We start from the raw sequence: 26,695 nt of genomic DNA, 5'->3' as shown, positions 1-26,695 counted from the left end.
CTTTATCGTTTGACCGAAATATAGGCATTTTTCGTCCCTATGTCACGCTTTTTGCACCATATTTTGTGTCTGTCAGCGGGCGAACGCGACGGCACTCTCACCGGCCGTCTCGGTGACCTCCAATACCTGTGCACGGTCCCCAAATGCGGTAAACATGTCTGCCCCCGTTCCGGTCATCCAGGCCTGTGCACCAAGGGCGCAAATCTCGTCATAAAGGGCCGCCTGACGGTCCGCATCTAGGTGAGCAGCGACCTCATCCAGCAGCAACAAAGGGGGTGCGCCAAAGTCCTCTGCCAACGCCCGGGCATTGGCGAGGATCAGAGAAACCAGAAGCGCCTTTTGCTCTCCGGTCGAGCAATCGCGCGCGGGCACACCCTTGGCCGCAAAAACACCGTAGAGATCCGCACGATGTGGTCCTATCAGCGTCCGTCCTGCCTGAAGGTCCCGCATCCGGTTGTCAGCAAGCGCCGCCTGAAAGGTGGCCACGTCCGGGGGCATCTCGCACTGCAACTCGAGCGTCGCGGCAGGGAAAGCCGTCTGAGCATTTCCTTGCGCCTCTGCGATGGCTGCCAGCGCCTTAAGGCGGCCTGCGTGGATTGCAGCACCTGCCTCCGCCATGCGGGCCTCTAGTGCGAGGTACCAAGAGGGCTCTCGCACCATGTCTTTCAACAACCTGTTCCGTTCGCGCATCGCCTTGTCGTAGCTCAGCGCATGGTCGGCGTGTTCAGGTAGAAAACTCAGTGTCATGCGATCCAGAAAGCGCCTGCGGCCCTCTGCACCCTCGATCCACAGCCGGTCCATCGCAGGGATCAGCCACAAGACCCGCGCGATACGGCCCAGGGCGGTCTGGGGCGCGGCTTTGCCGTCAATGCGGACCTGCCGCGCGGCGCCGCCCTCAGACCAGATCTCGATTTCATGCACCTGTGCCAATGAATGCAGAATGCCTGTGACCTTCCAGCCCAACGCTTCAGGGCGACGAGTCATGTTTTCGGCGCTCGAACGGCGCAGTCCTCGTCCCGGAGATATCAGAGACACGGCTTCCAGGATGTTGGTCTTGCCAGCCCCATTCGGGCCATGGATGACAACGGGGCGGGCGTCTACATCCATTACAGCCCGTTTGTGGGATCGGAAATGCGACAGCGTCAGTTGGGAAAGATGAAGGCTAGCCACGGCACACGTTTTCTTTCAAAGAAAACGGTCGGAATTTTTCAAAAATTCCGTTCCCCTCAGACACGCATTGGCATGACGACATAGACTGCAGACATGTCGTTGCCCTCGCGCATCAGAGTCGGGTCGCCAGAAGAGTTGAACAGGAACACCGCATTCTCACGATCGACCTGCGACGCGATTTCCAAAAGGTATTTTGCGTTGAACCCGATTTCCAGCCGCTCATCGCCGTAGGCAACCGCCAGTTCTTCTTCGGCGGCGCCTGAATCCGGCGCATTTACACTTAGCACAACACGGTCTTCATCCAGCTGCAACTTTACGGCGCGCGATCGCTCTGACGAAACGGTCGCGACCCGGTCCACTGCCTGAGCAAAGTCAGCAGCATCCACTTCCATCTTGCGGGTGTTGCCTTGTGGGATGACGCGCGTGTAGTCGGGGAACGTCCCGTCGATGACTTTGGAGGTCAGGGTGATTTCGGGCGTGGCAAAGCGTACCTTTGTCTCAGACACAGAGACGGCGATTTTCATATCGTCATCCTCCAAGAGCTTGCGCAACTCGCCCACGGTCTTGCGCGGCACGATGACACCCGGCATATCCGCCGCTCCGTCTGGCAGATCGGCATCAATGCGCGCCAGACGGTGACCATCTGTTGCCACGCAGCGCAGGACTTTGCCGCCGTCCGCCTCTGCAGTATGCATGTAGACGCCGTTAAGGTAATACCTTGTTTCTTCAGTGGAAATCGCAAACTTCGACTTGTCGAAAAGCCGCCGCAACACGGGCGCATCCGCGCTGAAGTTGGACGCATATTCAGACGAGGCCATCACCGGGAAGTCTTCACGCGGCAGCGTGGCAAGTGAAAAATTCGAACGACCCGCCTCAACAGCCAGGCGACCTGCGGCACTGTCCGCGGTAAGGTTAATCAGCGCGCCGTCCGGCAGTTTGCGCACGATTTCGTGCAGCAGTGTGGCCGATACGGTCGTGGCACCTGCGCGTTCCACCTGCGCGGGGGCTTTGTCGACAACTTCGATATCCAAATCTGTCGCGCGGAAGGACACGTCGCTGCCTTCTGCTTCAATCAGCACGTTAGCCAGGATCGGAATGGTATTGCGTCGCTCGACAACCGACTGGGCTTGCGCCATGGCCTTGAGCAATACTGCGCGTTCGATGCTGAATTTCATGTGCCTTCTCCCTACACACTGCCGGGACAGGCAACCTACCCTTTTCCCGCATCTTCACAAGACTTTTGTGGGTTTGACGGTGTGAATGCAAGAGGTGTCACATTTCGATCCGGCGCAGGCAGATTGATCGACGTGCGCACCTGTGCCAGCATCATGGCGTCTGAGGGAGATCGCGATGTCTATCACACCCAAGATTGCGCGCCAGGCGGCCGACCAGTACCGCGAAGAAGGCTATGCATTAGTGCCGCAATTTATTGATGGCGATGTGGTGCTGGCCGTCCAGAAAGAGGCAGACCGCGTCTACCGCGAAGCGCTTAGGCACCCCTCAACCTGGCGCCACGGGAATCTGGCCTATGAAATCCTGCCCGAAACCGATTTTGGCAAGCGCTACGTGATCCAGGCATATTGGATGGCATGGATGTCGAACTTCTTTGAAGCATTCCGTCGCTCGGAACCGTTTCGGATCTTGCTTGAACCGATCCTGGGTCGGGAGGTGAAACAAATCGCCCAGCAAATACACTGGAAGCCACCCGGCGCCGGGCTGACAGGCTACCGGTTTCATCAAGACATCCGCTTTCGAGCCCAGCCGGACGCCTTTCGCGACATCGCGGCCTCGTCCGTAACGGCGGGCCTGGCGATTGATCCGTCGACCCGCAACAACGGATGCCTGCAGGTCGTGCCGGGATCGCACAAACGGGGTTATCTGGGGCTTTCAGACGAAGGTGATACCATCATGAAAGGTCTGACCACACAGGAAGAGCTGGCGACCCATGGCATTCACCAGGATGATATCGTCTGGCTTGAGCAAGACCCGGGTGATCTGGCGCTGTGGGGTCTCTTGACGGTGCACGGGTCGCTACCCAACACGTCGGAGCAAGACCGCGCCTTTGCGCTGTCCAGCTATGTGCGGGCGGATACCACGGATCGCGGAGAATGGGTGTTCAAGAATGGTGTATCGACACCGCTCGGACCGACACCAAGGCTCTGCAAGTTCGAAGAGCTGCACGAAAGACCTGACCCTCACTATGTCGATGACAAGTGGTACGCCTGATCAGTCCGGCGCACCACCTTCACGCTGATGCACGGTCAGGATTCAAGCGCCCGGCGCAGCAGTTCCAGATCCTCAGCGATCTGGCCGTCGGACACCTTGAGCTCTTCGATACGCTTGACCCCGTGCATGACAGTCGTGTGGTCGCGCCCGCCAAATCGGCGACCGATCTCAGGAAGCGAGCGACTGGTCATCTGCTTGCACAGATACATCGCGACCTGACGAGGCCTGGCATAGCTGCGCAGCCGTTTGGGGCCGATCATGTCGGAAAGGCGGATATTGTAATGATCAGAGACCTTGCGCTGGATCTCTTCAACGGAAATCTTGCGCTCTGAATCCCGCAGCACGTCCGCCAGACAATCCTGCGTCAGTTCCATGTTGATCTCGCGACCTACCAGCGAGGCAAAGGCAAAAAGACGCGTCAGCGCGCCTTCCAGCACCCGGACGTTTGAGGTGATGCGATGCGCGAGGAATTCCAGCACGCCTTCATCGACTTCCAAGCCCGGGTAGGTCTTGCGCTGCATTTCCACCTTGCTTTGAAGGATGCCCAGACGCAGCTCATAATCCGTCGGGTGCAGATCAACCACAAGACCACACTGAAGACGCGATTTCACCCGGTCTTCAAGATCTTTGATGTCGGTGGGCGCCCGATCAGCCGAGATGATGATCTGCTTGTGCTGATCTACCAGTGCATTGAAAGTATGAAAGAACTCTTCCTGCGTGCTGTCCTTGCCCGCAATGAATTGCACATCATCGACCATCAGCACGTCGACAGATCGAAAAATTTCCTTGAAATCCATCATCTTGCGATCGCGCAACGCCTGAACAAACCGATACATAAACTGTTCTGCCGACAGATAGAGAACATTCATGTCCGGCTTGCGCATACGCAGTTCCTGCGCAATGGCATGCATCAGGTGCGTCTTGCCCAAGCCGACACCGCCATAAAGAAACAAGGGATTGAACGTCACAGGGCCGCCTTCGGCCACGCGCTTTGCAGCGGCATGTGCCAATGCATTGGGTTTGCCGACGACAAAGTTGTCAAAGCTGAATCGTGGATCAAGTGGAGCCGTCGTGACCGGGCTGCCTCGTTTCTCGGCCTTCGGGGCTGCCGCCACAGGCGAGCTTGATTTAACAGCGTTATTTGAGGTTTTCGGGGTCAGCGCAAAATTCAGGCGCGACGCGTCAACGCCTTCGTTGCGCAGCTCGTGCAAAATGAGATCGGAAAAGTTCTGGCTGACATAGTTGCCAAAGAAATTCGTGGGGACCTGCAGGGTCGCGATACCGTCGGTCACGGATCCGGGTACCAGTGGATCAATCCATGTGGTGAAGTTGTTTTGCCCCATTGTTTTGAGCAGCCGCTGCTTGATATTACCCCAATCATCCTGCGTCATGTACTCAGCCGTCCCTTTCTATTGTGCCCCGCCTGTCCCACAGCGTGGCTTACACCAATTCCACTGGACCATCGTCCGATCTTAGCTCCCAAAGGGGATCCGGTCGGTACACAGCAGACAATCACACAGACACTCTCCCCGGTTGCGCACTGGCTCTTGCTGGCCAGTCCACCACACCAGGCATCACCGCCCGTAGCTAAGAATTATGACAGGGCAAATGAACTGGCAGTGCCACTTGCAAATCGTTCAGCGGATCAATCAGATTGTCCGCCCCACGCTCCCAAAGACGTTCCCGACTATAGTCCTTGCCGGGTTTATCCCCAGGGCCTGTCCCCCCATGCGACGTGAATCGCAAGACAGTCCTAGCAAGTTTGAACGCGTCGCTTCAACATATCTTCAAACTTGACTCAGCCTTTTATGCAAAAGAATCTCCGCCGGATTTTTGAGACTCATCGCCCACAAAAAAAGGCATCGCAGAGCGATGCCTTTCTAATCAAACCATTAGCCCGATTCGGGCGTTATGGCCTTTGTCCGTTAACCAAGTGCTTTCACACGAGCGGAAAGACGGGACATTTTTCGTGCAGCGGTGTTCTTGTGGAATACACCCTTGGTCACGCCGCGCATCAACTCGGGCTGCGCCGCACGCAGGGCGGTTGTCGCCGCGTCCTTGTCGCCGGAAGCGATCGCTTCTTCAACACGACGCAGGTGTGTACGGATGCGCGAACGACGCGCCTTGTTGATTGCAAAACGTTTTTCGTTTTGACGGGCGCGTTTTTTCGCCTGAGGGGAGTTTGCCATGCGGATCGACCTTCATATCTGTTCAGTTGGGGCACGTGATGCCAAACCCAATGCCGGACAAACCGGGAAGGTGATTCTAGCCTGAGCGGGCTGCACGCGCATGTCTGACGGGCCGTATAGCGGGATTTGGCGCGATTTGTAAAGGGCGCGCGCAACGGTATCGGCGGCGCAGAGGAGGTCTGAACAAAAAGGGCCACGATTGTTGGGGAATCGCCGGTCGGTACCACGTCGGTATTACGTCGTTATCACGTCGGTATTTCAGACCGATCGGCCCCGGTTAACACAGCGCCCGCCCTTCTTTGCTACCAGATCGTTAATGGCCCCTTTCGTGCGGTCGCCCAAAAGTCCGTGATGCATGCGGCGGGAGGTTCCAGTGCCCACATGGCTTTTGTCGTGCGTCAGCACCGACCAAAGCGCGATCCTCTGGGTCCGATCTTGCGCGGGGAAACACAGCTATGAGCCCAGGGTGCTGAATGCTGCGGTTTGGCCGAACGGCAGCATCCCTACTCCAAGCTGACTTTTGGGAGGAGGATTCATAGTGTATGATCCCCGAACAGCAATTGGGTGTCTGCTTATGCCAGCAATGACTTCATTTCGTTCGGTGGTTGATCCGTCTGATTGTGATTTCCTCGGCCATATGAACGTGTCCCGGTACTTTGCAGCATGTTCCGATGGTGTTTTTGCAATCCAGTCAGAAATGGGACTGACTGCAAATGATATGCGAGACGGTCGACGACTTTCTTTTGCAGTCGTAAATGCTCAGAGCGACTTTCGTGCTGAACTGTCTGCAGGCGATGCGATTAGGTTGGAGACCTCTGTCATGGAGATTGGCTCTAAATCCATGACGTTCCGACATCGGCTGATCAGGTCAGCAGGCGGCACCGTCGCTTTCGAGACTGTCTTTAAGTGCGTGCTGTTGAGCCTTGAGACGCGGAGAGCGGCGGAAATCCCCGATGATGTTCGCGAAACAGCCGCACAATGGTCGGAACAAGAAGCGTGAACTGCTGCTTCGTCCGCTGAGCCGCCTTTTTGGGCATCTTAGTTGCCTGCAAACCTGATCGAAAGCGTCGGATGGCCGGAATGAGCCCAAACCTACCAGCTTATCCGGTCTCAATACATCCGGGTTTTTTCGTCATGGTCCTGCTTGGCAAAAACTTCGTCAACGGTTCGGCCATCGTCTACGACTGTGACCTGCCAGTCGGCAAGCCGGGGCGCTGTTCCACGTTCAGGCCAGGTTTCGCCGCGCCATATCCCTGAGCGGATTAGGGATTTTGAGCAATGCATGAACGCTTCTTCAATATCGACGACAAGCGCAAGCTCTGGCTCTTTTCCATTCACAGCCATCTTTGAACAGAGTGCTCCGTCACGTACGATCCGTCCTTTGCCTGCGATACGCAGAGTAAAGTTGTGGTCGGGAACAATGAAAATCAGCGCGACGTTTGGGTCAGTTAGAATGTTGCAGAAGCCGTCAACGCGATTGTTTCCGAGGCGTTCAGGTATTGCGAGTGTCTTGTTATCAAGCACTTTGACGAAACCAGCGGGGTCGCCTTTCGGCGTGACATCCATGAGCCCATTCTTGTCCTTTGTGGCTATGATAATAAACGGTGAGAGGCCGATAAACCTTCGCCCAATTTCATTCAGACGATCCGAGACTTTCAGAGCGGCTGGAGCAGATTCACTGAAGGGTAGAAGTTCCCGCAAGCGACCCAGGTCGTGAATTTCTTCTTCAAATTTCACTCTATCCCTCCATAACCCGTCGCGGTGCCCCTGTGTTTAGAGCAACCTACAATACGTAATGTTGAATGTCAGCTTCGTCCGCATAGCGCAAATTTGGCCACGATCAGCAGCGTGCGTGATGAATGTAGATTACCGTATGGCGGCAGAGAGCCCTTGATTTGATCCCCCTGCACGGAATCAAGGGCTTCAGCCCGCCGTGCAGCGACAGACCTTTCCCCGGTCTGGCGCTTTGGCCAATCCAAGGGCAACGCTGATGGGTTAGATTGTGCTTGGCCACCATTAAGTGGCAGCGGGCAATGGCAGGATGCGCCAGCCCAAGGTCTGTCACTGCACGGCTATTAGAGGGCACAGCTTCAACGGCAACTTTGTCCCGCACAGCCGTCGTGCGTCACTCGCCGGTGGCCGGGCTCTACTTGTCGCGGAATTGGGCTTCGCGCTTTTCGAGGAAGGCGGTCATGCCTTCTTTCTGATCTTCGGTGGCAAAGAGCGAATGGAAAACCCGGCGTTCGAACAGCAGGCCTTCCCGCAGCGGAACCTCGTATGCGCGATTGACCGCTTCTTTCACAACCATGACCGAAATCATCGATTTTTCTGCAATCTTTTGCGCCGCGCCCTGCGCCTCTTCCATCAGCTTTTTGACGGGGACAATGCGGCTGACCAGACCTGACCGCTCTGCCTCCTGGGCGTCCATGAAACGACCTGTCAGGTTCATGTCCATCGCTTTGGACTTACCCACAAGGCGCGTCAGGCGCTGCGTTCCACCAATACCGGCGACCACCCCAAGATTAATCTCTGGCTGACCAAACTTGGCCGTCTCTGTCGCGATAATAAAATCGCACATCATCGCCAGTTCGCAGCCACCGCCCAGCGCATAGCCGGAAACAGCAGCAATGATGGGCTTGCGGATGCGCATGAACTGATCTGTCTCAGGCGTGAACAAATCGCCCGAGAAGGCTTCGACAAAGGTCTTGTCGCGCATCATGGCAATGTCGGCCCCGGCGGCGAATGCCTTTTCAGAGCCGGTGATCACGATGCACCGCACTTTTTCGTTCTCTTGGCAGCCTTTCAGGCAATCGGCCAGTTCGCTCATCAACTGGTCATTGAGCGCGTTGAGCGCATCCGGCCGGTTCAGGGTGATCAGGGCGACGTGGCTGTCCACATCCAGAATGATCGTCTCGTAAGCCATGCACGGGTCTCCCGTTGGTTGCGCTCAGACCAATCTGCATACCACGCGCGCTGTGTGTTTCAAGTTATCTTTGACATGTCGGACAATAGAATGAAGACCGTCCAGATTGCACAATCCGCCGGATGACGCTGTCACAGCCCGGTGTTCGGCATGGCGCACCTTCGCGGCCATACACATCAAAGCGATGTTGAAAGTAACCCAGTTCGCCGTCTGCCTGCCTGAAATCCCGCAGCGAGGAACCCCCTGCGTCGATCGCCTCATCCAGCACCGCCCGGATGATTGGCACAAGCGCTGCGACCCGTTCCGTCGAGATCCGGCCAGCCTTGCGCGCTGGATGGATGCGCGCGCGGTAAAGCGCCTCGCAGACATAGATATTTCCCAAACCGGCCACGATGCGCTGATCCAGCAACGCAGATTTGATCGGCGTATTGCGCCCTTTGAGGGCGGCAATCAGATGGGCCTCATGAAACCCGTTGCCCAGCGGTTCGGGCCCCAGAACCGCCAGCAGTTTGTGCGCAGGTGCCGACGCAGTTTCAATCAGGTCCATCGCGCCAAAGCGCCTCGGATCGTTGAAGGTAATGCGTGCCCCGTTGCCCATATGGAACACCACATGATCATGTTTCTCAGGCGCAGGGTGATCATGTACAAACTGTCCAAGCGGATCACCGGAAATCAGCATCCGCCCCGACATCCCCAGGTGAATCAGCAGCGATTCCCCAGATGCAAGGTCAGCCAATATGTACTTGGATCGCCGCCGCAGCTGGACAACACGTTGTCCGCTCAGTCTTTCGGCCATGCGCGCCGGAAACGGCCACCGCAAGTCAGGCCGGTTCACGTCCGCCCGCGCTATCGTCGCACCCTCCATCACGGGCACAAGCCCCCGGCGTACGGTTTCCACCTCTGGCAGTTCCGGCATGACGCGCCTTTGTCCCTGTTGCTCAATTCAGTGTCGAATGTAGGGAAGGCGGGCATGCCAACAAGGCTTTTCTGCAATGCGGCTGGTTCTCCGCCGACAAGTTGAGGGTCGTGATGCTTTCCTTTGGCTATACCGACGGCAACAATAGTGCTCGCGACGTCCTCATTGTTTGTACCCCTGCGGCATAATGAGGATTTGTCACTTGTCCTTCAGGCGTATAACCCCAGATTGACCAGTGTTTGGTGGTAAGGTGACATGGCTACTCAGAAGAATACCCATTTTGGCGCAAAGACCGTGCCAGAAGACGAAAAGGCCGGGATGGTCCGCAACCTCTTCTCTGACGTGGCCAACAAATATGACATCATGAACGATGTGATGAGCGTCGGCATTCACCGCATCTGGAAAGAAGCGATGATGGACTGGCTGGCACCTCGCCCGGGCCAAAAACTCCTGGATGTGGCCGGGGGTACCGGCGATGTCTCCTTCAAATTTCTCAAACGCGCAGGCCACGGCCACGCCACAGTCCTGGACCTGACCGAAGGCATGCTGGTCGAAGGCCGCAAGCGCGCCGAAGCAGCGCAACTGGCGGACAGCCTCGACTGGATCGTTGGCGACGCCATGGCGCTGCCGTTCGAGAATAACACTTTCGATGTCTACACCATCAGCTTTGGCATCCGGAACGTGACCCGCCCTCAGGAAGCGCTGAACGAGGCGTACCGCGTATCGCGCCCCGGTGGGCGGCTTATGGTGCTGGAATTCAGCCAGCTACCAAATCCGATGATGCAAAAGGCCTACGATCTCTACAGTTTCAACGTGATCCCCCGCATGGGTCAGATCATCGCAAACGACCGTGACAGCTACCAGTACCTGATCGAATCTATCCGTAACTTTCCCGATCAGGAAACATTTCTGGGCATGGTCAAAACAGCCGGTTTCGAAAACGCGAAGTACCGCAACCTGACCATGGGCATCGCCGCGCTGCATTCGGGATGGAAATTGTGATGAAGGCCGCCGTACATCTTTTGGCCAAAAATATCCCGAGGGTTTGGGGGCAGCGCCCCTATCCGGTCGGATTGCGTATGCAATCCGAATTGAAAGGATAATCGCCCATGCGTGGCCCGCACAACATCTGGCGGCTGATCCGCACCGGTGCGACGCTGGAACGCGCAGGTGCGATGAACATCGTATTGGATGCCTTCGAGGCAGGGCCGGCTCTGCGCTTTGTCGCCCGCGCGCTGGGCCTGCCTTTCAAATGGCTTGGCTATCGTGGCGATCCCGCAATGCCGCCCGCAACCCGCGCGCTGACGGCGCTGGGCCCGGCCTACATAAAATTTGGACAAATTCTTTCTACCAGACCGGATGTGGTCGGGGATGAACTGGCCATTCAGCTGCGCGTACTCCAAGATAAGTTACCGCCCTTTTCCGTCGAAGAAGCCAAGGCAGAAGTTGCCAGAGAACTGGCCCAACCCGTCGAAGAAATCTTCTCAAGCTTCAGCGCACCGGTGGCCGCCGCCTCCATTGCACAGGTGCATCGGGCGACGATGGCGGAAACGGGCGAAGATGTTGCAGTCAAAGTGCTGCGCCCGCGCATCGAAAAAGCCTTTCGCAAGGACATCGACGCCTTCTACCTCGCCGCCCGCATGGTCGAGGTTTTCTCACCCGGCTCACGCCGGCTGCGCCCCACCGAAGTCATCGAACATTTCGATGGTGTGGTTCGCGGAGAGCTGGATCTGAGACTGGAAAGTGCTGCGGCTTCCGAATTTGCGGCCAACACCAAGAAAGATGAAGGCTTTCAACTGCCCCAGATCAAATGGAACCTGTCGGCCCGCCGGGTGATGACGTTGGGGTGGGCTGACGGGGCGCCAATGGGGAACAACGCGGCAATTGATGCTGCCGGACATGACCGGGTTGAGCTGTCAAACAGGGTCTTGCAACTTTTTCTCAATCACGCGCTGCGCGATGGATACTTTCACGCAGACATGCATCAGGGCAACCTGAAGGTCGCACCGAACGGCGATATCATTGCCTATGACTTTGGCATCATGGGACACATTGATGAGTACACCCGCAGGGTCTATGCCGAGATCCTCTATGGGTTCATCCGGCGGGATTACAATCGTGTGGCAAAGGTACATTTCGAGGCCGGATATGTGCCTGCCGACAAGGACGTCGACGAGTTTGCCCGCGCCCTGAGGGCCGTCGGAGAGCCGATCTTTGGCATGGATGCCACCCGCATCTCCATGGCGCGGTTGCTGACTTATCTGTTTGAAGTCACCGAACGCTTTGGCATGGAAACCCGGACAGAGCTTATCTTGCTGCAGCGCACCATGGTTGTGGTGGAAGGGGTGGCCCGATCTCTGAACCCACATATCAACATCTGGGAAGTTGCCAGCCCGATTGTGACGGCCTACATCAGCAAGTCCATCGGACCGCGGGCGGTGATATCTGATCTTGCCAGCACCGCCATGGTCCTGTCCCGCTTTGGCCCCAGGTTGCCCGCCCTGGTGGAGAATGCCCTGCTGCGGCAGGGGAATGCCGTGCCGGAAGAGCGCCGGCCGTTCAAGCGCTGGATGCTTCTGTCTGGCGTGACCGGCGGGGCGCTTGGTGCTGCGATTGTGATCGGTGTTCAGGCGCTGGGCTGACGCTCAGGGCTTTGTGCCGTGACCAAACCCCGCTATGGTGGGCCATGCCTCGCGACAATCCCTACCGCCCCTTTGTCCCCGACCCAGCGCAGATGGCCCTGCGGCCTGATACAAGCGGAAATGAAATCAATGGTTTGGGCGAAAAATGTTTCAGCCGTCCGCGCATGGTCTACTGGGCACCGGACCCGGCCGACATCGCCCATGGTTCGATGCAGGAATGGTTCTATACCGTCGATCCCGGCCTGCCTGTTTTCGCCGAACTGCGGGCAAAACGGCAGGAAATCTCGCAACGTGTTTTGCCGGAGATTGCTGAAACCCCGGCGGTTCACAGCCCCGCGGCGTGGACGGCTCAGCTTGAAGAGTTTGTGACGGAGGGGCTTTGCGAACAGATTGGTGTTGCGCAAATGCAGCCCGAATGGGTCTATCAGCACCGCGAGGAAGTGACGCAATCGCGTGTCATAATAGTCGGTGTACAGCATGATTATGATACCATAGCGACGGCGCCCGACCCCGAAGCCGGGGCCGAGGTCATGCAGCAGTATTACCGTGCCGCTGCATGTTCGGTGGAAGTCGCGAGCTGGCTGCGCCGGAAGGGCTGGGATGCCAAACCTGTTACGGGGCCGATGGTGTCTGCCATCACGATGATCCCACCTGCCATCGCCTGTGGTTTTGGCGAACTGGGCAAACACGGTTCTATCATCAACCGCGAAATGGGCGCGTCTTTTCGGTTGTCAGCGGTTCTGACGGATGCCCCGTTTGCACCGACACCACCGCGATCGCATGGCATTGACGATTTTTGTGCCAATTGCCGGATTTGCGAAGATGCCTGCCCACCTGAAGCGCTGTTTCAGACCAAGAAAATGGTCCGGGGGGAGGAGAAATGGTATGTGGATTTCGACAAGTGCCTGCCGTTTTTCAATCAGCATCAGGGGTGTGCGATTTGCATCGCGGTTTGCCCTTGGTCACGCCCGGGCGTAGGGCCCCGTCTGGCCGATAAGCTGGAAAAGCGGGCAGAGCGGTTGGCCGAAGAATAGAGGTTTTGCGCGGTCTTCGCCCGCGCCAGGGGGCCGCCACCCCGGGGGGTGGCGGGTGAGGGCGCTGCCCTCACACTCCCGAGGTATTTTGACAAAGGGTGAAAGGGTCAGAGGCGTTCGATGGCCAGTGCAATGCCCTGACCGCCGCCGATACACATCGTGATAAGCGCGCGTTTGCCTGCGATGCGATCCAGTTCGTAAAGCGCTTTGACAGTGATGATCGCACCTGTCGCGCCGACAGGGTGACCAAGTGCTATCGCGCCGCCATTTGGATTTACAATGGCCGGGTCGAGGCCGAGGGCCTTGTTCACAGCAAGCGCCTGGGAAGCGAAGGCTTCGTTGCTTTCGATAACGTCAAAATCACTGACCTTGAGGCCCGTGCGTGCAAGCAGTTTTTCCACGGCCGGCACTGGACCGATACCCATTACCTCTGGCCGGACGCCGGCGTGGGCATAGCCCAATATCCGGGCGCGGGGACTGAGGCCAGCAGCCTCTGCCGCAGAGGCGGTGGCGAGCACCAGGGCTGCAGCGCCGTCATTTATGCCGCTGGCATTGCCTGCCGTGACGCTGCCGTCTTTCTGGAACACCGCGCGCAGGCCCGAAAGCGCCTCGATGCTGGTGGCCTTGGGATGCTCATCGACCTCGAAACGAACCGTATCGCGCCTGACCTTCACGTCGACAGGTGCGATCTGATCCTTGAAGTATCCGGCATTGATTGCCTTGGCTGCACGGTGCTGACTCTCGAGCGAGAAATCATCCTGTGCCTGCCTGGAGATATCATGCTCCGCTGCGACATTTTCCGCAGTTACGCCCATGTGACCTGTGCCGAACGGGCAGTTGAGCGCACCCAGCATCATATCGAGGCTTTTGATATCGCCCATTTTCTGGCCAAACCGCGCCGCTGGCATGATATAGGGCGAGCGGGACATGTTCTCGGCGCCGCCTGCGAGGGCAAAATCCGCATCTCCCAGCATCAGGCTCTGGGCGGCTGAAATGACGGCCTGCACACCGGATCCACAGAGCCGGTTCACGTTCATAGCAGGCACTTCGTCGGGGACGCCTGCATCGCGCGCGGCAATGCGAGACAGATACATGTCGCGTGGTTCGGTATTGATGACATGGCCAAAATGCACATGGCCAATCCGGTCAGGCGTCACGCCAGCGCGCGCCATTGCGGCGCTGGCCACGGTGGTGCCTAGTGTTGTTGGTGGTGTTGCTGCAAGGCTGCCGCCAAACGTCCCGATGGCGGTGCGCGCGCCGCTGAGGATCACGATTTCTTCTGACATTGAAGGCTCCTGTTCAAACGTTGGGCAGACTATGCTGGGGAAGGCCAAGGTTGTCTTGTGGAACGTTCCGTCATGCCCGCCGCCTTGATGTTGCGCGAGAGGCATGGCAGATATCCGGGATGACGGATAATGCCAACGCTATTTTGACGGAACTCCCTGCACGGCTAAAGGCCGCGCGGCTAGACCTTGGTCTCAGCCTTGAGGCTGTATCGAAGCTGTCCGGGGTTTCACGGTCGATGGTGAGCCAGATCGAGCGCGGCGAGTCTTCTCCGACAATTGCGACGTTGTGGAATTTGACACGTGCCTTGCAGGTGGACTTTGCGGGGTTGCTTGATCAGGGGGACACCGGTGGGCAGATCGAAATCCTGCGGGCGGCTGATGTGCCGACGATCAACAACCTCGGGATGGGGTGTCGCATCCGCATCCTGTCCCCTCCTGAGGAAGCGGGTCGGCACGAGGTTTATGAGCTGGATATCAACGCAGGCGGTGAACTGGACAGTCAACCGCACGCGCGCGGCGCGCGTGAACATTTGACCGTGATAGAGGGGACTGTCGAGGTGTCCAGCGGGGATATGGTGGAGCGTCTAGGGTCAGGAGACACGGCCCGTTATGCCGCAGATGTGCCCCACCGGATCGCATCGGTCAGCGGGCCTGTGCGCGCTTTTCTGGTTGTTCAGGACGCCTGACGACACCTTTGATGGAATTATTCCGTAATACTGGAAATCTACTATTCCGGAATTCCGTCCAGTATGATAGAAATTTGATCCAAGGAGATTCTCATGTCGCAAGCCTACCTTGATCACGTCACCGAAACACTGAGCCAGATTGATGCGGAAGGGATGTTGAAACGCGAGCGGCTTATCACGTCGCCGCAGGGCGGTGAGATCACCGTTGGTGACCGGGATGTCATCAACCTTTGCGCCAATAACTATTTGGGTTTGGCCAATCATCCCGATCTGATCGCGGCAGCAAAGTCGGCGATGGATCCCAAAGGGTTCGGCATGGCCTCTGTCCGGTTCATTTGCGGCACACAGGATATTCATCGTGAACTTGAGCACAAACTGGCGCGCTTTCTGGGCAAGGATGATGCCATTCTGTTTGCCGCCTGTTTCGATGCCAATGGGGGTTTGTTCGAACCTTTATTCGGACCACAGGACGCAATCGTTTCTGACGCGCTGAACCACGCGTCCATCATCGATGGCATCCGCTTGTGCAAGGCCAAGCGCTATCGCTACGCAAACTCTGACATGATCGATCTGGAAGGACAGCTAAAGCTGGCCCGGGAGGAAGGTGCGCGGTTTATCATGATAGCGACCGACGGCGTTTTCTCGATGGATGGTTATCTCGCGAAGTTGCCAGAGATTTCGGCGCTGGCAAGCAAGTACGATGCGCTTGTGATGGTCGATGATTGCCATGCGACAGGCTTTATGGGCCAGAAGGGTGCCGGGACCCCGGCGCATTTTGGTGTCGATGTGGACATCCTGACGGGCACGTTGGGCAAGGCGTTGGGTGGCGCGATTGGAGGCTATATCGCTGGACCACAGCCGGTCATCGATCTGTTGCGGCAACGTGCGCGGCCCTATCTGTTTTCAAACTCTTTGCCGCCGTCCATCGTCATGGCAGGTATCAAGGCCCTTGAACTGGTTGAAGCCGGCGATGGATTGCGAACGCGTCTGTTTGAAAACACGGCCTACTGGCGTTCAGGGCTGACGCGACTGGGATTTGATCTTCTGCCCGGCGAACATCCCATTGTCCCTGTCATGCTGGGTGAGGCGAAGCTGGCGCAGGAGATGTCCGCGCGATTATTCGACGAAGGTGTTTATGTCAGTGGTTTTTTCTTTCCTGTGGTGCCACGGAATCAGGCGCGGATCAGGACACAGATGAACGCCGCGCTGAACCGGGCCGAACTTGACCGTGCGCTGGAGGCCTTTGACGTCGCTGGTAGGGCTTGCGGGGTTTTGGGATGACCACAAACCAGATGAAGGCACTATGTAAAAGCGCGCCGGGTGAAGGACTATGGATGATCGAAGCACCGGTCCCCGAAATCGGTCCGGACGATGTGCTGATCAGGATCAACAAGACCGGGATTTGCGGCACCGATATTCACATCTGGAACTGGGACGACTGGGCCTCTGCCACAGTGCCTGTGCCGCTGATCACGGGGCATGAGTTTGCGGGCGAGATTGTCGAGCTGGGCCGCAACGTGAGCGGGCTTGAGATTGGGCAGCGCTGTTCGGGCGAGGGGCACCTGATTGGCAAGGCGTCCCGCCAAAGCCGCGCCGGCAAGTTCCATCTTGATCCTGCGACACGGGGCATCGGCGTGAACGAACAGGGGGCCTTTGCCCAGTATCTCAGGTTGCCGGCCTTCAATGTGGTCCCCCTGCCGGACGAGATAAGTGATGATATCGGCGCCATTCTCGACCCTTTGGGCAACGCGGTGCATACCGCGCTGAGCTTTGACCTGGTTGGCGAAGACGTCCTTGTCACCGGAGCCGGTCCCATCGGGATCATGGCAGCGGCGGTTGCGCGCCACGTGGGTGCGCGCCACGTGGTGATCACGGACATCAATTCTGACAGGCTGTCGCTTGCGCGCGACGTCGTACCCGGCGTGGTTGCGGTGAATGTGACTGAAGACAGCCTCCAAGACGTTATCCCGCGGTTGAAGATGACCCAGGGCTTTGACGTAGGCCTTGAGATGTCGGGAAACCAGCAAGCATTGGATGGGATGGTCGAGGCGATGACCATGGGAGGACGCATTGCCATGCTGGGGATCCCGCCCGGCAAGAGCCCCGTGGACTGGAGCCGCATCGTGTTCAAGGCAATCACAATCAAGGGCGTTTACGGCCGCGAGATCTTTGAGACCTGGTACAAGATGATCGCGATGCTGGAAAATGGTTTGGATGTGTCCAAAATTATTACCCACCGTTTTGATGCAGCGGATTTTGAAGCGGGATTTGCAGCGATGAAATCCGGGCAATCTGGCAAGGTTGTGCTGGATTGGACCGGCTGAGGGGGCCTGCCCCCACCGACCCTGCGGGTCGATTCCCCCGAGGTATTTCAAAAAGGGTGATTTGAAGGGTGAACCAAGTGGTCGTTTCCGGCGTTGATCTTTCATGATCAAAAACTTTATTCACGGTGTGGCCCTGCGGGCAGAGACGATTGTCGATTCAGTCCGCGGGCAGCGAGACCCACGTCGCATTATAGAACCCTACATCGGCTATGCGACGCCTGACAATCTGGTGGTGCGCGGGCGCGTGCTGGCTGCATTGCGACGCAACAAGCCATTGCCAACCCAATCGGCCTGGATCAACTTTCGGCAAATGTTCTCGCTTTTCCTGACGGATGAGGTTGCGGGCGTCGAAGTGTCTGCCGAGAGCGTATCGGCTGTTTCCGATGAGGAGGGGTATTTCACATTGCTGCTCGACCGGTCGACCGCCCAGGGGTGGGTCGATATCGAGGTCGCCATCGTTGGACGCGAGGGCAAAACGCTATGTCCCGTGCTCATCGCATCCCCTGACGCGGAATATGCAGTCATTTCCGACATCGATGATACCATGCTTGAGACAGGGGCCTATTCGCTTGTCCGCAACCTATGGACATCGATGACAGGCAACGCCACGACTCGGCAGATATTCCCCGATGCTGTCACCTTCATGAACGAGATGTCTCAGGATGGGCAGAATCCGGTCTACTATGTCAGTTCATCGCCCTGGAACCTGCACCATTTTCTCGAGCGCATCTTTGACCGGGCAAAGCTGGTCAAGGGCCCGAAATTCCTGCGCGATCTGGGTATCAGCGATACACAATTCATCACCGGTACCCACGGAGACCACAAAGGCGGCAGCATTGACGCGATTTTGGCGGCAAATCCCGATCTGACCTATGTGCTTGTCGGGGACACCGGCCAGCATGACGCCTTTGTCTATCGCGATGCGATCGAACGGCATCCCGGCCGTATCCGGGCCGTCGTTCTGCGCGAACCCGGGCCCGGGCCGGACGCGAAAAGCCTGCAGGCCATGCAAGCAATCGAGGCCGCAGGCGTGACGTTGTTGCACGGACCCAACTTCGAGGGGTTTGCACACCAATTGCGGCAAGAAGAACTTTCGCAGGCCGCCGAATAGCGGCACTCTGCGCCGGTGGTGTTTGCCGGGGATTCCTTTTTCACGCTTAGTCCAATCGGGCAGGCGGGGCTGTTGGCCCTCTCTGCGCTTTTGGCAGCAGGCGTGTTGTCGTCTGCTCAATTGCTGACGCGGACCCGCGCCTTGCCGATACGTCTGGTCGTCGCATGTGTGGGATATTGTCTGTTTGTGTGGCTGTCTCCGCAAATCTACTACGGATACTACCATCTGCTTTTTGACGACCTGCCCCGTCAGTGGGTTATCAGTTGGCCGCCAGTCAAAGACATCGTTGGCCATGCCACGTTCGGCATTGTCGACAGTTTGTCCGCCCTGGGTCAGGGTCTTCTGTTCTGGACACTTGTGGCACTGGCGGTCAGGGGGTCAGGGCGACGCGGCCCGATGGTGTAAGCAGCCAGCATGTGCGCCCCTCGAAAACCGCCCCGGTCAGTGGCTTCCCGTATCCTGCGCCGGTATCAAGATTGATACGGTTGCCGTAATGCGTGGCCGCTTCGGTCGGCGTGTGCCCGTGCACGATCAATTTGGGGTGTTGACGCGTGTCCTCGTGAAACGCCTGTCGGATCCATAGCAGGTCTTCTTCGTCCTGATCGGCAAGGGGCACGCCGGGCCGGATACCGGCATGCGTGAAAAACAAATCTTTGGTTTCAAACGTCAGGGCAAGTGAACTTAGGAACTCCAGATGGCTTTGGGGCACCTTTGCCAATGCGTCGGCATGGACATTGAGCATACGGTCCTTGTCCGTGAAGTTGAGACCATAGGACGCCAGCGTTGTATCGCCACCAAGGCGCGGGTGCAGCCAGCCCAGTTCAATCGGAAGGTAGGCCTCATGTTTGGGGTACGGGTGCATGAACCATTCAAACATGCGGTCATGGTTGCCTTTGATGAAATGCCAGTTCCGACCTTGGTCGCGGGCGCTGATGAGCAGATCCAGCACTTCCCTGCTGTTCGGGCCTCGATCCGTGTAGTCGCCAAGAAAAACAATCTTTGCGTCTGGCCCGCCGTCTGCTTCGATCAGCGCGAGAACACGTTCAAGTTCAGCCAGTTGACCATGTATGTCGCCGATGGCGTAGAGGGGGGCGGGCATGGCGCGTCTCCGGTGCGGTGTTGGCGGCAGGTCTGGCGCAAAAGATGCTGGGGGTAAAGGGCGCAGCAGTGCAATCGGACGGTGCGTTGGGGTGCTGGCTGCGGGAAATGGATATTTTTGGCCAGAAGATTCACAAGGTGTGCGTGACTATTGGCTGGCGCGCGGTTCAGGGACCGCGCGCCCTAGTTTTTCAGAACGTCAGGCGACGTCGAATTGCAGGGGTTTAACCTGAGTAAACAGCCCCGTTTCGCACAGTTTGTCGATGATTGGAGCCGGCACTTGTTCGTCGACATAGAGGAGGGCGATCGCCTCGCCCTTTACCGCAGCGCGGCCCAGGGTGAAGTTGGCGATGTTTACGCCGTTTTCGCCCATGGTCTGACCCAGTGTACCGATGATGCCGGGGACGTCTTCGTTTGTGGTGTAGAGCATATGGGCGCCCACTTCGGCGTCGATGTTGATGCCTTTGATCTGGATGAAGCGCGGCTTGCCGTCCGAGAACACGGTGCCTGCGATGGATCGTTCGCGTTTCTCAGTCACGACCGTGACCTTTATGTAGCCATCAAAGACGCCGGACTTGTCTTGGTTGGTGGTGCTGATCTGGATGCCCTTTTCGCGGGCGACCACAGGGGCGGAGACCATGTTCACATCAGGGTTGGCGCGTTTCATGATGCCCGCGACCACGCCGCAATTCAGGGCGTCAAGATTCATCTCGGCGACAGAGCCGTCGTAGAGGATGTTGATGGCCTTGATTGGCTCGTCTGTGAGCTGGCCGATGAAGCTGCCCAGATGCTGGGAGAGCTTGAGCCATGGTCCCATCACCTTGGCCTCTTCTGCGGTGACTGAGGGCATGTTGAGCGCATTGGAGACGGCGCCGGTCAGCAAGTAGTCTGACATCTGCTCAGCCACCTGCAGGGCGACGTTTTCCTGGGCCTCGGTGGTAGCTGCACCAAGGTGCGGCGTGACGACGACATTCGGCAGGTGGAACAAGGGGTTATCTGTGGCAGGTTCGGTCTTGAAAACGTCGAAGGCGGCACCTGCCACATGGCCGGATTTCAGCATCTCGGCCAGTGCCTCTTCGTCCACCAGACCGCCACGGGCGCAATTGATGATACGCACACCTTTCTTTGTCTTTTCGAGGTTTTCGCGGCTCAGGATATTGGCAGTTTGTTCGGTGAAAGGCACGTGCAGCGTGATGAAGTCGGCGCGGCTCAGCAGATCGTCGAGCTCGACCTTTTCAACGCCCATCTTTTCAGCCTTTTCATCACCCAAAAAGGGGTCATAGGCCAGCACTTTCATCCTGAGCGCGCGGGCGCGGTCGCAGACGATGCCGCCGATGTTTCCGGCACCGATCACGCCAAGGGTCTTTCCGGTCAGTTCGACCCCCATGAACTTGGATTTTTCCCATTTGCCGTCGTGGGTTGAGGCGCTGGCCTCCGGGATCTGGCGGGCCACAGCAAACATCATTGCGATGGCGTGTTCGGCGGTGGTGATCATGTTCCCGAAGGGGGTGTTCATGACGATCACCCCCTTCTTGGAGGCGGCATCCTTGTCGATATTGTCGGTGCCGATGCCGGCGCGGCCGATGACCTTGAGGTTGTCGGCGTTGCGCAGGATTTTCTCGGTAACTTTGGTCGCAGAGCGGATGGCGAGGCCGTCGTAATTGCCGATGATTTCGGCCAGTTTTTCCTTGTCTTTGCCAACGTCTGGCTGGAAATCAACGTCGATGCCGCGGTCCTTGAAGATCTGGACGGCGGCGGGGGAAAGCTTGTCGGAGATGAGTACTTTGGGGGCCATGAGTGTGGTCCTTTGATCGATTGGGGGTGCCGGGCTGAAGCCCGGCCTACGGAATTTTTGACGGGCGTAGGGCGGGCTTCAGCCCGCGGCGATCTCTGTCTCGAAAGCGTATTCAAGCCATGGCAACATCGCTTTGATGTCCGAGGTTTCGACCGTGCCGCCGCACCAGATGCGCAGACCCGGAGGGGCGTCGCGGTAGGCGCCGATGTCGAGGGCGACGTTTTCGTCTGCCAACCGCTTTGCGATGGCTTTGGCGAAAGCCGCGCCGTCGGCGATGCGGTCGTCGGTGAACTTGAGGCACACGGAGGTGTTCGACCGGGTCGCCGGGTCTATCGCAAGGTGGTCGATCCAGTCATGGGCGGCCACGAAATCTGCGATGGCCTGCGCGTTGGCGTCGGCCCGCGCAATGAGACCCTTGAGGCCGCCCACGCTTTCCGCCCAGTCGAGAGCGTTGAGGTAGTCTTCGACACAAAGCATGGAGGGGGTGTTGATCGTCGCCCCTTCGAAGATGCCGTCGATCAGCTTGCCCCCTTTGGTCAGGCGGAAGATTTTGGGCAGCGGCCATGCGGGGGTATAGCTTTCCAGCCGTGCCACAGCGCGGGGGCTGAGGATCAGCATGCCATGGGCTGCTTCGCCACCCAGCACTTTTTGCCAGCTGAATGTTGTCACATCGAGTTTGTCCCAGGGCAGGTCCATCGCGAAGGCAGCGGAGGTTGCGTCGCAGAGCGTCAGCCCTGCGCGGTCTGCCGGGATCACATCGCCCGAGGTCACGCGCACGCCGGAGGTCGTGCCGTTCCACGTAAAGCAGACGTCGTTGTCGTAGTTGAGTGCTCCCATATCCACGATCTCGCCGTAGTCGGCGGTGTGGGTCGCAGCGTCGATCTTGAGCTGTTTGACCACGTCCGTGACCCAGCCCGCGCCAAAGCTTTCCCACGCGACCATTTCGGCGGGGCGTTCGCCCAAAAGGTTCCACATTGCCATTTCAAAGGCGCCGGTATCAGACGCAGGCACGATGCCGATCCTGTAGTCCGCCGGCACACCAATGATGTCGCGGGTGCGTTCGATGGCGGCTTTCAGCTTTGCCTTGCCCTCAGCAGCACGGTGGCTGCGGCCCAGGGGCGCGGAGGCGAGGTTTGCCAGATCGAATGTGGGGGGTTTGGCACAGGGGCCGGATGAAAAACGCGGGTTCGCCGGAACAGCGACAGGTTGCGTGTCCGGCCGCGAGGCCGGTTGTTGTATAGCCATTGATGCTATCCTTCCAGATATGCGCCCTTCGTTGGGGAAGGGTGTCCCACGTGCCGGGTTATGCGCAGTCGCGGGGTGGTGCAAGTGGAAAAACGCCTCTATAGCGCCGCTTTGAAAACTATTTGCGACATCGTCTTTTTTCCGGAGCCTGCCCGATGTTCACCGCCGTCCTGATTGCCGCAGCCAAAGGTCCTGCGTTGGAACATTCCCTGGTGGAAAGCCTGCGTTCTGCCTGGGGGGGGAGTGCAGCACGATGGCTGGCACCCGGAGAAGCGGTTGAATTCGATGTGATCGACATGCCGGACAACCGCTGGGCGGTCTGGGACAGCTGCCAATCGATGCAGGTGGATCTGGTGGTCGTGCCGTCGGAAGGGCGCAGGAAGAAGATGCTGCTGGCCGATATGGACAGCACGATGATCCAGCAGGAATGCATTGACGAATTGGCCGATATGGCCGGTGTCGGCGCGCGGGTCCGGGAAATCACGGCGCGGGCCATGAACGGTGAGCTTGATTTCGACGGGGCCTTGCGCGAGCGGGTCGGATTGCTGGCGGGATTGGATGTCTCGGTCATTGATCAGGTGATCGCGGAGCGGATCACCCTGATGCCCGGTGGCAAGGCATTGGTCGGGACGATGAAGGCACACGGCGGATATGCGGCATTGGTTTCGGGCGGGTTCACCGCGTTTACAGGCCATGTGGCAGAAACCCTCGGGTTTGACACCCATCGCGCCAATACGCTGCTGGTTGAAGACGATGTTCTGACCGGGGCGGTCGGCATGCCCATTCTGGGGAAGCAGGCCAAGGTGGATGCCCTTGCCGATATCACAGCTGCGCTCGGCATTTCGGAAGGTGATGTCATTGCGGTTGGGGACGGGGCGAATGATCTGGGGATGTTGCATCGCGCGGGGCTTGGCGTGGCGCTGCATGCCAAGCCGGTCGTCGCGGCCGAGTGTGATGTGCGGATCAATTTCGGTGATCTGACGGCACTGCTATATGTGCAGGGATACGCCCAAAGCGACTTCATCAATATTTAACGCTTTACTTAATTAACGATGGTGTTAATTATTGGACCATGAATCACATGGTCCGTACTTTTGCCGCCCTTTCAGATCCAACGCGTCTGAGTGTTGTCGAAGAGCTGATGCAGCGTGGGGAACTGCCCGCAGGCGATCTGGTTGCCCATGCGGGCATGACGGGACCTGCGGTGTCGCGCCACCTCAAGGTTTTACGTGAAGCGGGCGTTGTAACGCAGCGCGCCGAGGGGACCAAGCGGTTTTACAAGGTCGCGCCCGAGGCGATGAAAGCCATTTCAGACTGGACGATCTCGCACCATTCCTTTTGGGCGGCGGGACTCGATCGGCTGGATGCGATTCTGGCTGCTGATGATGAGGTTGGCGATGAGTGACATCCGGCTTGAAAGGGAATTCGGAGTGAGTCCGGCGCGGCTTTTTGAGGTGATCAGTTCAAATGCCGGTTTGCTGGAATGGTGGGGTCATGACGGGTGGACCATGCGCGATGAACAGCTTGATTTCACGCGAGAAGGTCCGTGGCACGCGGCGATGCTGAGTGACGAAGGCAATCTCTACAAGCTGAGCGGACAGGTCACCAAGGTCGAGCCGATCGAGACGATTGGTTTTACCTGGGGCTGGCATGATCCGGACGACAATCGAGGTGCCGAGAGCCATGTTACCTTTACCGTTCAGGAGATGGCGACAGGATCGAAGCTGGTGATAAATCACCGCGAATTGCCGTCAGACGATATTGCCGCACAGCACGAAAGAGGCTGGGGCGGACCATTGGGGCGTCTTGAGCGGTTGCTTGGAGCCTGAAATTCTAGAAGAGGAGATGACGATGCCAGAGTTCATGTTTGCATATCACGGGGGCAAGATGCCCGACACGCCTGAAGAAGGCGCACGGGTCATGGCCGCGTGGGAGGCCTGGTACAAGGATCTGGGCGCGGCGGTTGTGCATCCCGGCAATCCGGTTGGCATGTCCAAGACCGTCAGCGCCGACAGTGTCGAAGATAATGGTGGATCCAACCCGTTGTCAGGGTTCACCATCGTGAAGGCGGACGACATTGAGGCCGCGTGCAAGATGGCGGCGGCCTGCCCGATGGTGGCGGATGGCAGTGGAACCGCGGAAGTGGCGCCGATAGTCGAAATGTAAGTCTGCGTTTGCGAGGTGTTTCGCCGTGCTGTCGCACGGCGACGTGGGGGAGGCTGCGCCTCCCCCATTTTTGTGAGCTAACGCTGGCCGGGTCTTGTGGTGGGGCGGTTGGATTCAGGTATTTTCGAAAGGGTGAATATCAGGGGGCCGGCATCGCCCGACCACGCGGGCTGCGTCACTGGAGCAGGGTCTGCGCGGGCTTCAGGATCCCGGTCACCACGTCGCGGCGGTTCAGGATGGGGGCATTCATACGGTTGAGCGTGGCGGGGTGTTGAGCGTCAAGCGCGCCTAATCTGACCAGCAGGGCCGCGATTGCGCATTCAGCAGCACGGGTGGTGCCGCAGGCGGCTTTGAGCGCAATCCCCAGCTTTTGTTCCGGCAGGATGGCGATGTAGAATCCTTCCGCGCCTGTTTTCAGCGCGACTGTGCCATTTGTGGCGCGCATCAGCTCGGTACAGGCGCGGCCTTCTCCGGCGACGAGTTCCGGGTGCAGGCGCATGGCCTGGTGCAGGCGTGTTTGGGGGGATCCTTCGGGGGCGGCTGCGAAATGGGCCATCGCGCGCGCCATGCCGTGCAATGTGCTGGCGAAGTTGGGCGCTGAGCAGCCATCGATGCCGTAGCCGGGCGAGGTTTCCTGGGTGGCCTCTTCAAACGCAGAGAGGCAGGCCTGTTGTACGGGGTGGGCCGGGTCAATGTATTCCGGGCCAGCGCCCAGGTGTTTGGCGAGGGTCAGAAAGCCGGAGTGCTTGCCAGAGCAGTTGTTGTGGATTTGGCAAGGTGCTGCATGCGCGCGGATCAGGCCGTGGCGGGCGGCGTCATCATCCGGCCATTGCGGGCCGCACCGAAATGCGTCTTCTGCCAGATCCAGGGTATCCAGCCAGGCGCCGACGCGGTCAGTGTGAATTGCAGCGCCGTTGTGCGACGCGCAGGCCAGCGCCAGATGTTCCGTCCCGAGCCCGGCCTTGTCTGCCGCGCCAGAGGTGACCAGGGGCAGGGCCTGGATCATTTTTGAGGAGGAACGGGGCAGGATCACGAGGTCCGGATCACCCCAGGCCTCGACGATCTGGCCGGTCTCATCGCAGATCACCGCGTGGCCTGAATGCACGCTTTCAAGGAAGGGACCGCGCCAGATTTCGGCGAAGGGGGCAGCTTTGGTCATTAATTCATCCCTCTAAGGCGCAAATATATGGGCAAGAACCTGCCAATCAGGCTTTCGTCTGTCGCATGATTGGCGTTATTATGCTTGTTGTCGCGAAGATGACAGAGCCTTGCACGAGAGCGGCAGAAAAATCAGCCGCCAACAAGGTCTGGACGACAAGTTGAGGTAAAGGACAGCTGGAGGCTGGACAGATGCAATTTTTGAAAATGATCGGGTGTGTCGGTGCGATGGGTGCGCTGGTGGCCACGGGCGCTGTCGCCCAAGAGCAAAGCACCAACCGCGTCGCGGCCAAGACCGACTGGTCCGTCTTTGTCGAAGACAACCCAACCGAATGCTGGGGCGTGTCGACGCCCAAGGAGACGGTCAATCAGCGCGATGGCCGCGTTGTGGCCGTGAACCGGGGCCAGACCTTGCTGATGGTGTTCTATCGGCCCTCTGCCGGGGCCAAGGGGCAGGTGGCCTTTACCGGCGGCTATCCTTTTGCGTCAGGGTCCACCGTGAACCTCGATATCTCGGGCAATACCTTTGAGCTGTTCACTGAAGGGGAGTGGGCATGGCCCGCGACAACCGAAGACGATGCCAAGATCATCACGGCGATGAAGCGCGGGGCCAATGCGGTGCTGAGCGGGCGGTCTGGCCGGGGCACGAACACCAAGGATACCTTCAGCCTTCTTGGGTTTACGGCGGCAATAGAAGACGCGGCCAAGCGCTGCGGCGGTTAGCAC

27 protein-coding genes are annotated in these 26,695 nt (G+C 58.4%); 15 read left to right on the top strand and 12 right to left on the bottom strand.

Features of this window, described 5'->3' with window-relative positions:
- Positions 1–72: 72 nt before the first annotated feature.
- Positions 73–1,170, bottom strand: coding sequence for a DNA replication/repair protein RecF (gene recF, locus H9Q16_RS14250; protein ID WP_191076087.1), 1,098 nt, complete (start codon positions 1,168–1,170; stop codon positions 73–75).
- A gap of 56 nt (positions 1,171–1,226) precedes the next feature.
- The gene (dnaN, locus tag H9Q16_RS14245; RefSeq protein WP_191076086.1) at positions 1,227–2,345 is read right to left on the bottom strand and encodes a DNA polymerase III subunit beta; all 1,119 of its coding nucleotides are present in this window, start codon (positions 2,343–2,345) and stop codon (positions 1,227–1,229) included.
- A 175-nt stretch (positions 2,346–2,520) separates the two neighbouring features.
- On the opposite strand from dnaN, the gene H9Q16_RS14240 reads away from it, so the two are divergent.
- Positions 2,521–3,396, top strand: coding sequence for a phytanoyl-CoA dioxygenase family protein (locus H9Q16_RS14240; protein WP_191076085.1), 876 nt, complete (start codon positions 2,521–2,523; stop codon positions 3,394–3,396).
- Positions 3,397–3,431: 35 nt separating this feature from the next.
- On the opposite strand, the gene dnaA is transcribed toward H9Q16_RS14240, so the two are convergent.
- Together dnaA and rpsT are read right to left on the bottom strand one after the other, a co-directional pair.
- Positions 3,432–4,787 (bottom strand): chromosomal replication initiator protein DnaA, encoded by a 1,356-nt coding sequence (gene dnaA / locus H9Q16_RS14235; protein ID WP_191076084.1) that lies wholly within the window; start codon positions 4,785–4,787, stop codon positions 3,432–3,434.
- A 534-nt stretch (positions 4,788–5,321) separates the two neighbouring features.
- Complete coding sequence (gene rpsT, locus H9Q16_RS14230; RefSeq protein ID WP_191076083.1) at positions 5,322–5,585, bottom strand: 30S ribosomal protein S20; 264 nt, start codon at positions 5,583–5,585, stop codon at positions 5,322–5,324.
- A 574-nt stretch (positions 5,586–6,159) separates the two neighbouring features.
- Here rpsT and H9Q16_RS14225 point away from each other — a divergent pair.
- A complete protein-coding gene (locus H9Q16_RS14225; protein WP_343067887.1) occupies positions 6,160–6,585 on the top strand; it encodes an acyl-CoA thioesterase in 426 nt (141 codons plus the stop codon).
- A 110-nt stretch (positions 6,586–6,695) separates the two neighbouring features.
- Here the strand turns inward: H9Q16_RS14225 and H9Q16_RS14220 are convergent, their stop codons facing one another.
- From H9Q16_RS14220 to mutM, 3 genes are all read right to left on the bottom strand, one after another.
- Entirely contained in the window at positions 6,696–7,322 is a 627-nt protein-coding gene (locus H9Q16_RS14220) for an MSMEG_1061 family FMN-dependent PPOX-type flavoprotein (protein ID WP_191076081.1), read from the bottom strand.
- 409 nt (positions 7,323–7,731) lie between these two features.
- Positions 7,732–8,508, bottom strand: coding sequence for an enoyl-CoA hydratase (locus H9Q16_RS14215; protein ID WP_191076080.1), 777 nt, complete (start codon positions 8,506–8,508; stop codon positions 7,732–7,734).
- A gap of 64 nt (positions 8,509–8,572) precedes the next feature.
- Positions 8,573–9,424, bottom strand: coding sequence for a bifunctional DNA-formamidopyrimidine glycosylase/DNA-(apurinic or apyrimidinic site) lyase (gene mutM / locus H9Q16_RS14210; protein WP_191076079.1), 852 nt, complete (start codon positions 9,422–9,424; stop codon positions 8,573–8,575).
- Positions 9,425–9,679: 255 nt separating this feature from the next.
- Between mutM and ubiE the strand changes: the two genes are divergently transcribed.
- The 3 genes from ubiE to H9Q16_RS14195 all read left to right on the top strand — a co-directional run bounded on the left by ubiE (position 9,680) and on the right by H9Q16_RS14195 (position 13,100).
- On the top strand, positions 9,680–10,426 hold the full coding sequence (gene ubiE, locus H9Q16_RS14205) for a bifunctional demethylmenaquinone methyltransferase/2-methoxy-6-polyprenyl-1,4-benzoquinol methylase UbiE (RefSeq protein ID WP_191076078.1): 747 nt from the start codon (positions 9,680–9,682) through the stop codon (positions 10,424–10,426).
- A gap of 107 nt (positions 10,427–10,533) precedes the next feature.
- A complete protein-coding gene (gene ubiB / locus H9Q16_RS14200; protein ID WP_191076077.1) occupies positions 10,534–12,066 on the top strand; it encodes a 2-polyprenylphenol 6-hydroxylase in 1,533 nt (510 codons plus the stop codon).
- Between the two features lie 44 nt (positions 12,067–12,110).
- Positions 12,111–13,100 (top strand): 4Fe-4S dicluster domain-containing protein, encoded by a 990-nt coding sequence (locus H9Q16_RS14195; protein WP_191076076.1) that lies wholly within the window; start codon positions 12,111–12,113, stop codon positions 13,098–13,100.
- A gap of 107 nt (positions 13,101–13,207) precedes the next feature.
- On the opposite strand, the gene H9Q16_RS14190 is transcribed toward H9Q16_RS14195, so the two are convergent.
- Positions 13,208–14,386: an acetyl-CoA C-acyltransferase family protein gene (locus tag H9Q16_RS14190; protein ID WP_191076075.1), complete on the bottom strand. Its 1,179-nt coding sequence runs from the start codon at positions 14,384–14,386 to the stop codon at positions 13,208–13,210.
- Positions 14,387–14,505: 119 nt separating this feature from the next.
- On the opposite strand from H9Q16_RS14190, the gene H9Q16_RS14185 reads away from it, so the two are divergent.
- From H9Q16_RS14185 to H9Q16_RS14165, 5 genes are all read left to right on the top strand, one after another.
- On the top strand, positions 14,506–15,072 hold the full coding sequence (locus tag H9Q16_RS14185; protein WP_191076074.1) for a helix-turn-helix domain-containing protein: 567 nt from the start codon (positions 14,506–14,508) through the stop codon (positions 15,070–15,072).
- 93 nt (positions 15,073–15,165) lie between these two features.
- Positions 15,166–16,353 (top strand): glycine C-acetyltransferase, encoded by a 1,188-nt coding sequence (locus H9Q16_RS14180; protein ID WP_191076073.1) that lies wholly within the window; start codon positions 15,166–15,168, stop codon positions 16,351–16,353.
- Between the two features lie 11 nt (positions 16,354–16,364).
- Entirely contained in the window at positions 16,365–17,396 is a 1,032-nt protein-coding gene (gene tdh, locus H9Q16_RS14175; protein ID WP_191076810.1) for an L-threonine 3-dehydrogenase, read from the top strand.
- A 103-nt stretch (positions 17,397–17,499) separates the two neighbouring features.
- Complete coding sequence (locus H9Q16_RS14170; protein ID WP_191076072.1) at positions 17,500–18,507, top strand: App1 family protein phosphatidate phosphatase; 1,008 nt, start codon at positions 17,500–17,502, stop codon at positions 18,505–18,507.
- 15 nt (positions 18,508–18,522) lie between these two features.
- Positions 18,523–18,912, top strand: a complete 390-nt coding sequence (locus H9Q16_RS14165; RefSeq protein WP_216859424.1) for a hypothetical protein — start codon at positions 18,523–18,525, stop codon at positions 18,910–18,912.
- Here the strand turns inward: H9Q16_RS14165 and H9Q16_RS14160 are convergent.
- From H9Q16_RS14160 to H9Q16_RS14150, 3 genes are all read right to left on the bottom strand, one after another.
- A complete protein-coding gene (locus tag H9Q16_RS14160; protein ID WP_191076070.1) occupies positions 18,878–19,606 on the bottom strand; it encodes a metallophosphoesterase family protein in 729 nt (242 codons plus the stop codon). The two genes, H9Q16_RS14165 and H9Q16_RS14160, sit on opposite strands and share 35 nt — an antisense overlap.
- Before the next feature lie 198 nt (positions 19,607–19,804).
- Positions 19,805–21,400 (bottom strand): phosphoglycerate dehydrogenase, encoded by a 1,596-nt coding sequence (gene serA / locus H9Q16_RS14155; RefSeq protein ID WP_191076069.1) that lies wholly within the window; start codon positions 21,398–21,400, stop codon positions 19,805–19,807.
- A gap of 78 nt (positions 21,401–21,478) precedes the next feature.
- Positions 21,479–22,645 carry a phosphoserine transaminase gene (locus H9Q16_RS14150; RefSeq protein ID WP_191076068.1) on the bottom strand — a complete coding sequence of 389 codons (1,167 nt, stop codon included), beginning with the start codon at positions 22,643–22,645 and terminating at the stop codon, positions 21,479–21,481.
- A gap of 155 nt (positions 22,646–22,800) precedes the next feature.
- Here H9Q16_RS14150 and serB point away from each other — a divergent pair, with 155 nt between their 5' ends.
- The 4 genes from serB to H9Q16_RS14130 are packed head-to-tail and all read left to right on the top strand — an operon-like array spanning position 22,801 to position 24,811.
- Positions 22,801–23,679, top strand: a complete 879-nt coding sequence (gene serB, locus H9Q16_RS14145; RefSeq protein WP_191076067.1) for a phosphoserine phosphatase SerB — start codon at positions 22,801–22,803, stop codon at positions 23,677–23,679.
- A gap of 38 nt (positions 23,680–23,717) precedes the next feature.
- Complete coding sequence (locus H9Q16_RS14140; protein WP_191076066.1) at positions 23,718–24,050, top strand: ArsR/SmtB family transcription factor; 333 nt, start codon at positions 23,718–23,720, stop codon at positions 24,048–24,050.
- Positions 24,043–24,474 (top strand): SRPBCC family protein, encoded by a 432-nt coding sequence (locus H9Q16_RS14135; RefSeq protein WP_191076065.1) that lies wholly within the window; start codon positions 24,043–24,045, stop codon positions 24,472–24,474. Before H9Q16_RS14140 ends, H9Q16_RS14135 begins: the two co-directional genes overlap by 8 nt.
- Positions 24,475–24,496: 22 nt before the next feature.
- Positions 24,497–24,811, top strand: a complete 315-nt coding sequence (locus H9Q16_RS14130; protein ID WP_191076064.1) for a YciI family protein — start codon at positions 24,497–24,499, stop codon at positions 24,809–24,811.
- Between the two features lie 175 nt (positions 24,812–24,986).
- Here H9Q16_RS14130 and H9Q16_RS14125 read toward each other — a convergent pair whose 3' ends face one another.
- A complete protein-coding gene (locus H9Q16_RS14125; protein ID WP_191076063.1) occupies positions 24,987–25,970 on the bottom strand; it encodes an asparaginase in 984 nt (327 codons plus the stop codon).
- 206 nt (positions 25,971–26,176) lie between these two features.
- Between H9Q16_RS14125 and H9Q16_RS14120 the strand changes: the two genes are divergently transcribed.
- Entirely contained in the window at positions 26,177–26,692 is a 516-nt protein-coding gene (locus H9Q16_RS14120) for an invasion associated locus B family protein (RefSeq protein WP_386260508.1), read from the top strand.
- Positions 26,693–26,695: the final 3 nt, after the last annotated feature.

Source organism: Sulfitobacter aestuariivivens (assembly GCF_014763045.1).
Lineage (GTDB): Bacteria > Pseudomonadota > Alphaproteobacteria > Rhodobacterales > Rhodobacteraceae > Sulfitobacter > Sulfitobacter aestuariivivens.
Note: the sequence above shows the minus strand (reverse complement) of the source record. Positions and strands in the feature narration are given on the sequence as shown.

Bases quoted from the DNA above. Each gene is read 5' to 3' on its own strand.
- dnaN (WP_191076086.1), bottom strand. From the start codon at position 2,345: ATGAAATTCAGCATCGAACGCGCAGTATTGCTCAAGGCCATGGCGCAA.
- H9Q16_RS14240 (WP_191076085.1), top strand. From the start codon at position 2,521: ATGTCTATCACACCCAAGATTGCGCGCCAGGCGGCCGACCAGTACCGC.
- dnaA (WP_191076084.1), bottom strand. From the start codon at position 4,787: ATGACGCAGGATGATTGGGGTAATATCAAGCAGCGGCTGCTCAAAACA.
- rpsT (WP_191076083.1), bottom strand. From the start codon at position 5,585: ATGGCAAACTCCCCTCAGGCGAAAAAACGCGCCCGTCAAAACGAAAAA.
- H9Q16_RS14225 (WP_343067887.1), top strand. From the start codon at position 6,160: ATGCCAGCAATGACTTCATTTCGTTCGGTGGTTGATCCGTCTGATTGT.
- H9Q16_RS14215 (WP_191076080.1), bottom strand. From the start codon at position 8,508: ATGGCTTACGAGACGATCATTCTGGATGTGGACAGCCACGTCGCCCTG.
- mutM (WP_191076079.1), bottom strand. From the start codon at position 9,424: ATGCCGGAACTGCCAGAGGTGGAAACCGTACGCCGGGGGCTTGTGCCC.
- ubiE (WP_191076078.1), top strand. From the start codon at position 9,680: ATGGCTACTCAGAAGAATACCCATTTTGGCGCAAAGACCGTGCCAGAA.
- ubiB (WP_191076077.1), top strand. From the start codon at position 10,534: ATGCGTGGCCCGCACAACATCTGGCGGCTGATCCGCACCGGTGCGACG.
- H9Q16_RS14195 (WP_191076076.1), top strand. From the start codon at position 12,111: ATGCCTCGCGACAATCCCTACCGCCCCTTTGTCCCCGACCCAGCGCAG.
- H9Q16_RS14190 (WP_191076075.1), bottom strand. From the start codon at position 14,386: ATGTCAGAAGAAATCGTGATCCTCAGCGGCGCGCGCACCGCCATCGGG.
- H9Q16_RS14185 (WP_191076074.1), top strand. From the start codon at position 14,506: ATGACGGATAATGCCAACGCTATTTTGACGGAACTCCCTGCACGGCTA.
- H9Q16_RS14180 (WP_191076073.1), top strand. From the start codon at position 15,166: ATGTCGCAAGCCTACCTTGATCACGTCACCGAAACACTGAGCCAGATT.
- tdh (WP_191076810.1), top strand. From the start codon at position 16,365: ATGAAGGCACTATGTAAAAGCGCGCCGGGTGAAGGACTATGGATGATC.
- H9Q16_RS14170 (WP_191076072.1), top strand. From the start codon at position 17,500: ATGATCAAAAACTTTATTCACGGTGTGGCCCTGCGGGCAGAGACGATT.
- H9Q16_RS14160 (WP_191076070.1), bottom strand. From the start codon at position 19,606: ATGCCCGCCCCCCTCTACGCCATCGGCGACATACATGGTCAACTGGCT.
- serA (WP_191076069.1), bottom strand. From the start codon at position 21,400: ATGGCCCCCAAAGTACTCATCTCCGACAAGCTTTCCCCCGCCGCCGTC.
- H9Q16_RS14150 (WP_191076068.1), bottom strand. From the start codon at position 22,645: ATGGCTATACAACAACCGGCCTCGCGGCCGGACACGCAACCTGTCGCT.
- serB (WP_191076067.1), top strand. From the start codon at position 22,801: ATGTTCACCGCCGTCCTGATTGCCGCAGCCAAAGGTCCTGCGTTGGAA.
- H9Q16_RS14140 (WP_191076066.1), top strand. From the start codon at position 23,718: ATGAATCACATGGTCCGTACTTTTGCCGCCCTTTCAGATCCAACGCGT.
- H9Q16_RS14135 (WP_191076065.1), top strand. From the start codon at position 24,043: ATGAGTGACATCCGGCTTGAAAGGGAATTCGGAGTGAGTCCGGCGCGG.
- H9Q16_RS14130 (WP_191076064.1), top strand. From the start codon at position 24,497: ATGCCAGAGTTCATGTTTGCATATCACGGGGGCAAGATGCCCGACACG.
- H9Q16_RS14125 (WP_191076063.1), bottom strand. From the start codon at position 25,970: ATGACCAAAGCTGCCCCCTTCGCCGAAATCTGGCGCGGTCCCTTCCTT.
- H9Q16_RS14120 (WP_386260508.1), top strand. From the start codon at position 26,177: ATGATCGGGTGTGTCGGTGCGATGGGTGCGCTGGTGGCCACGGGCGCT.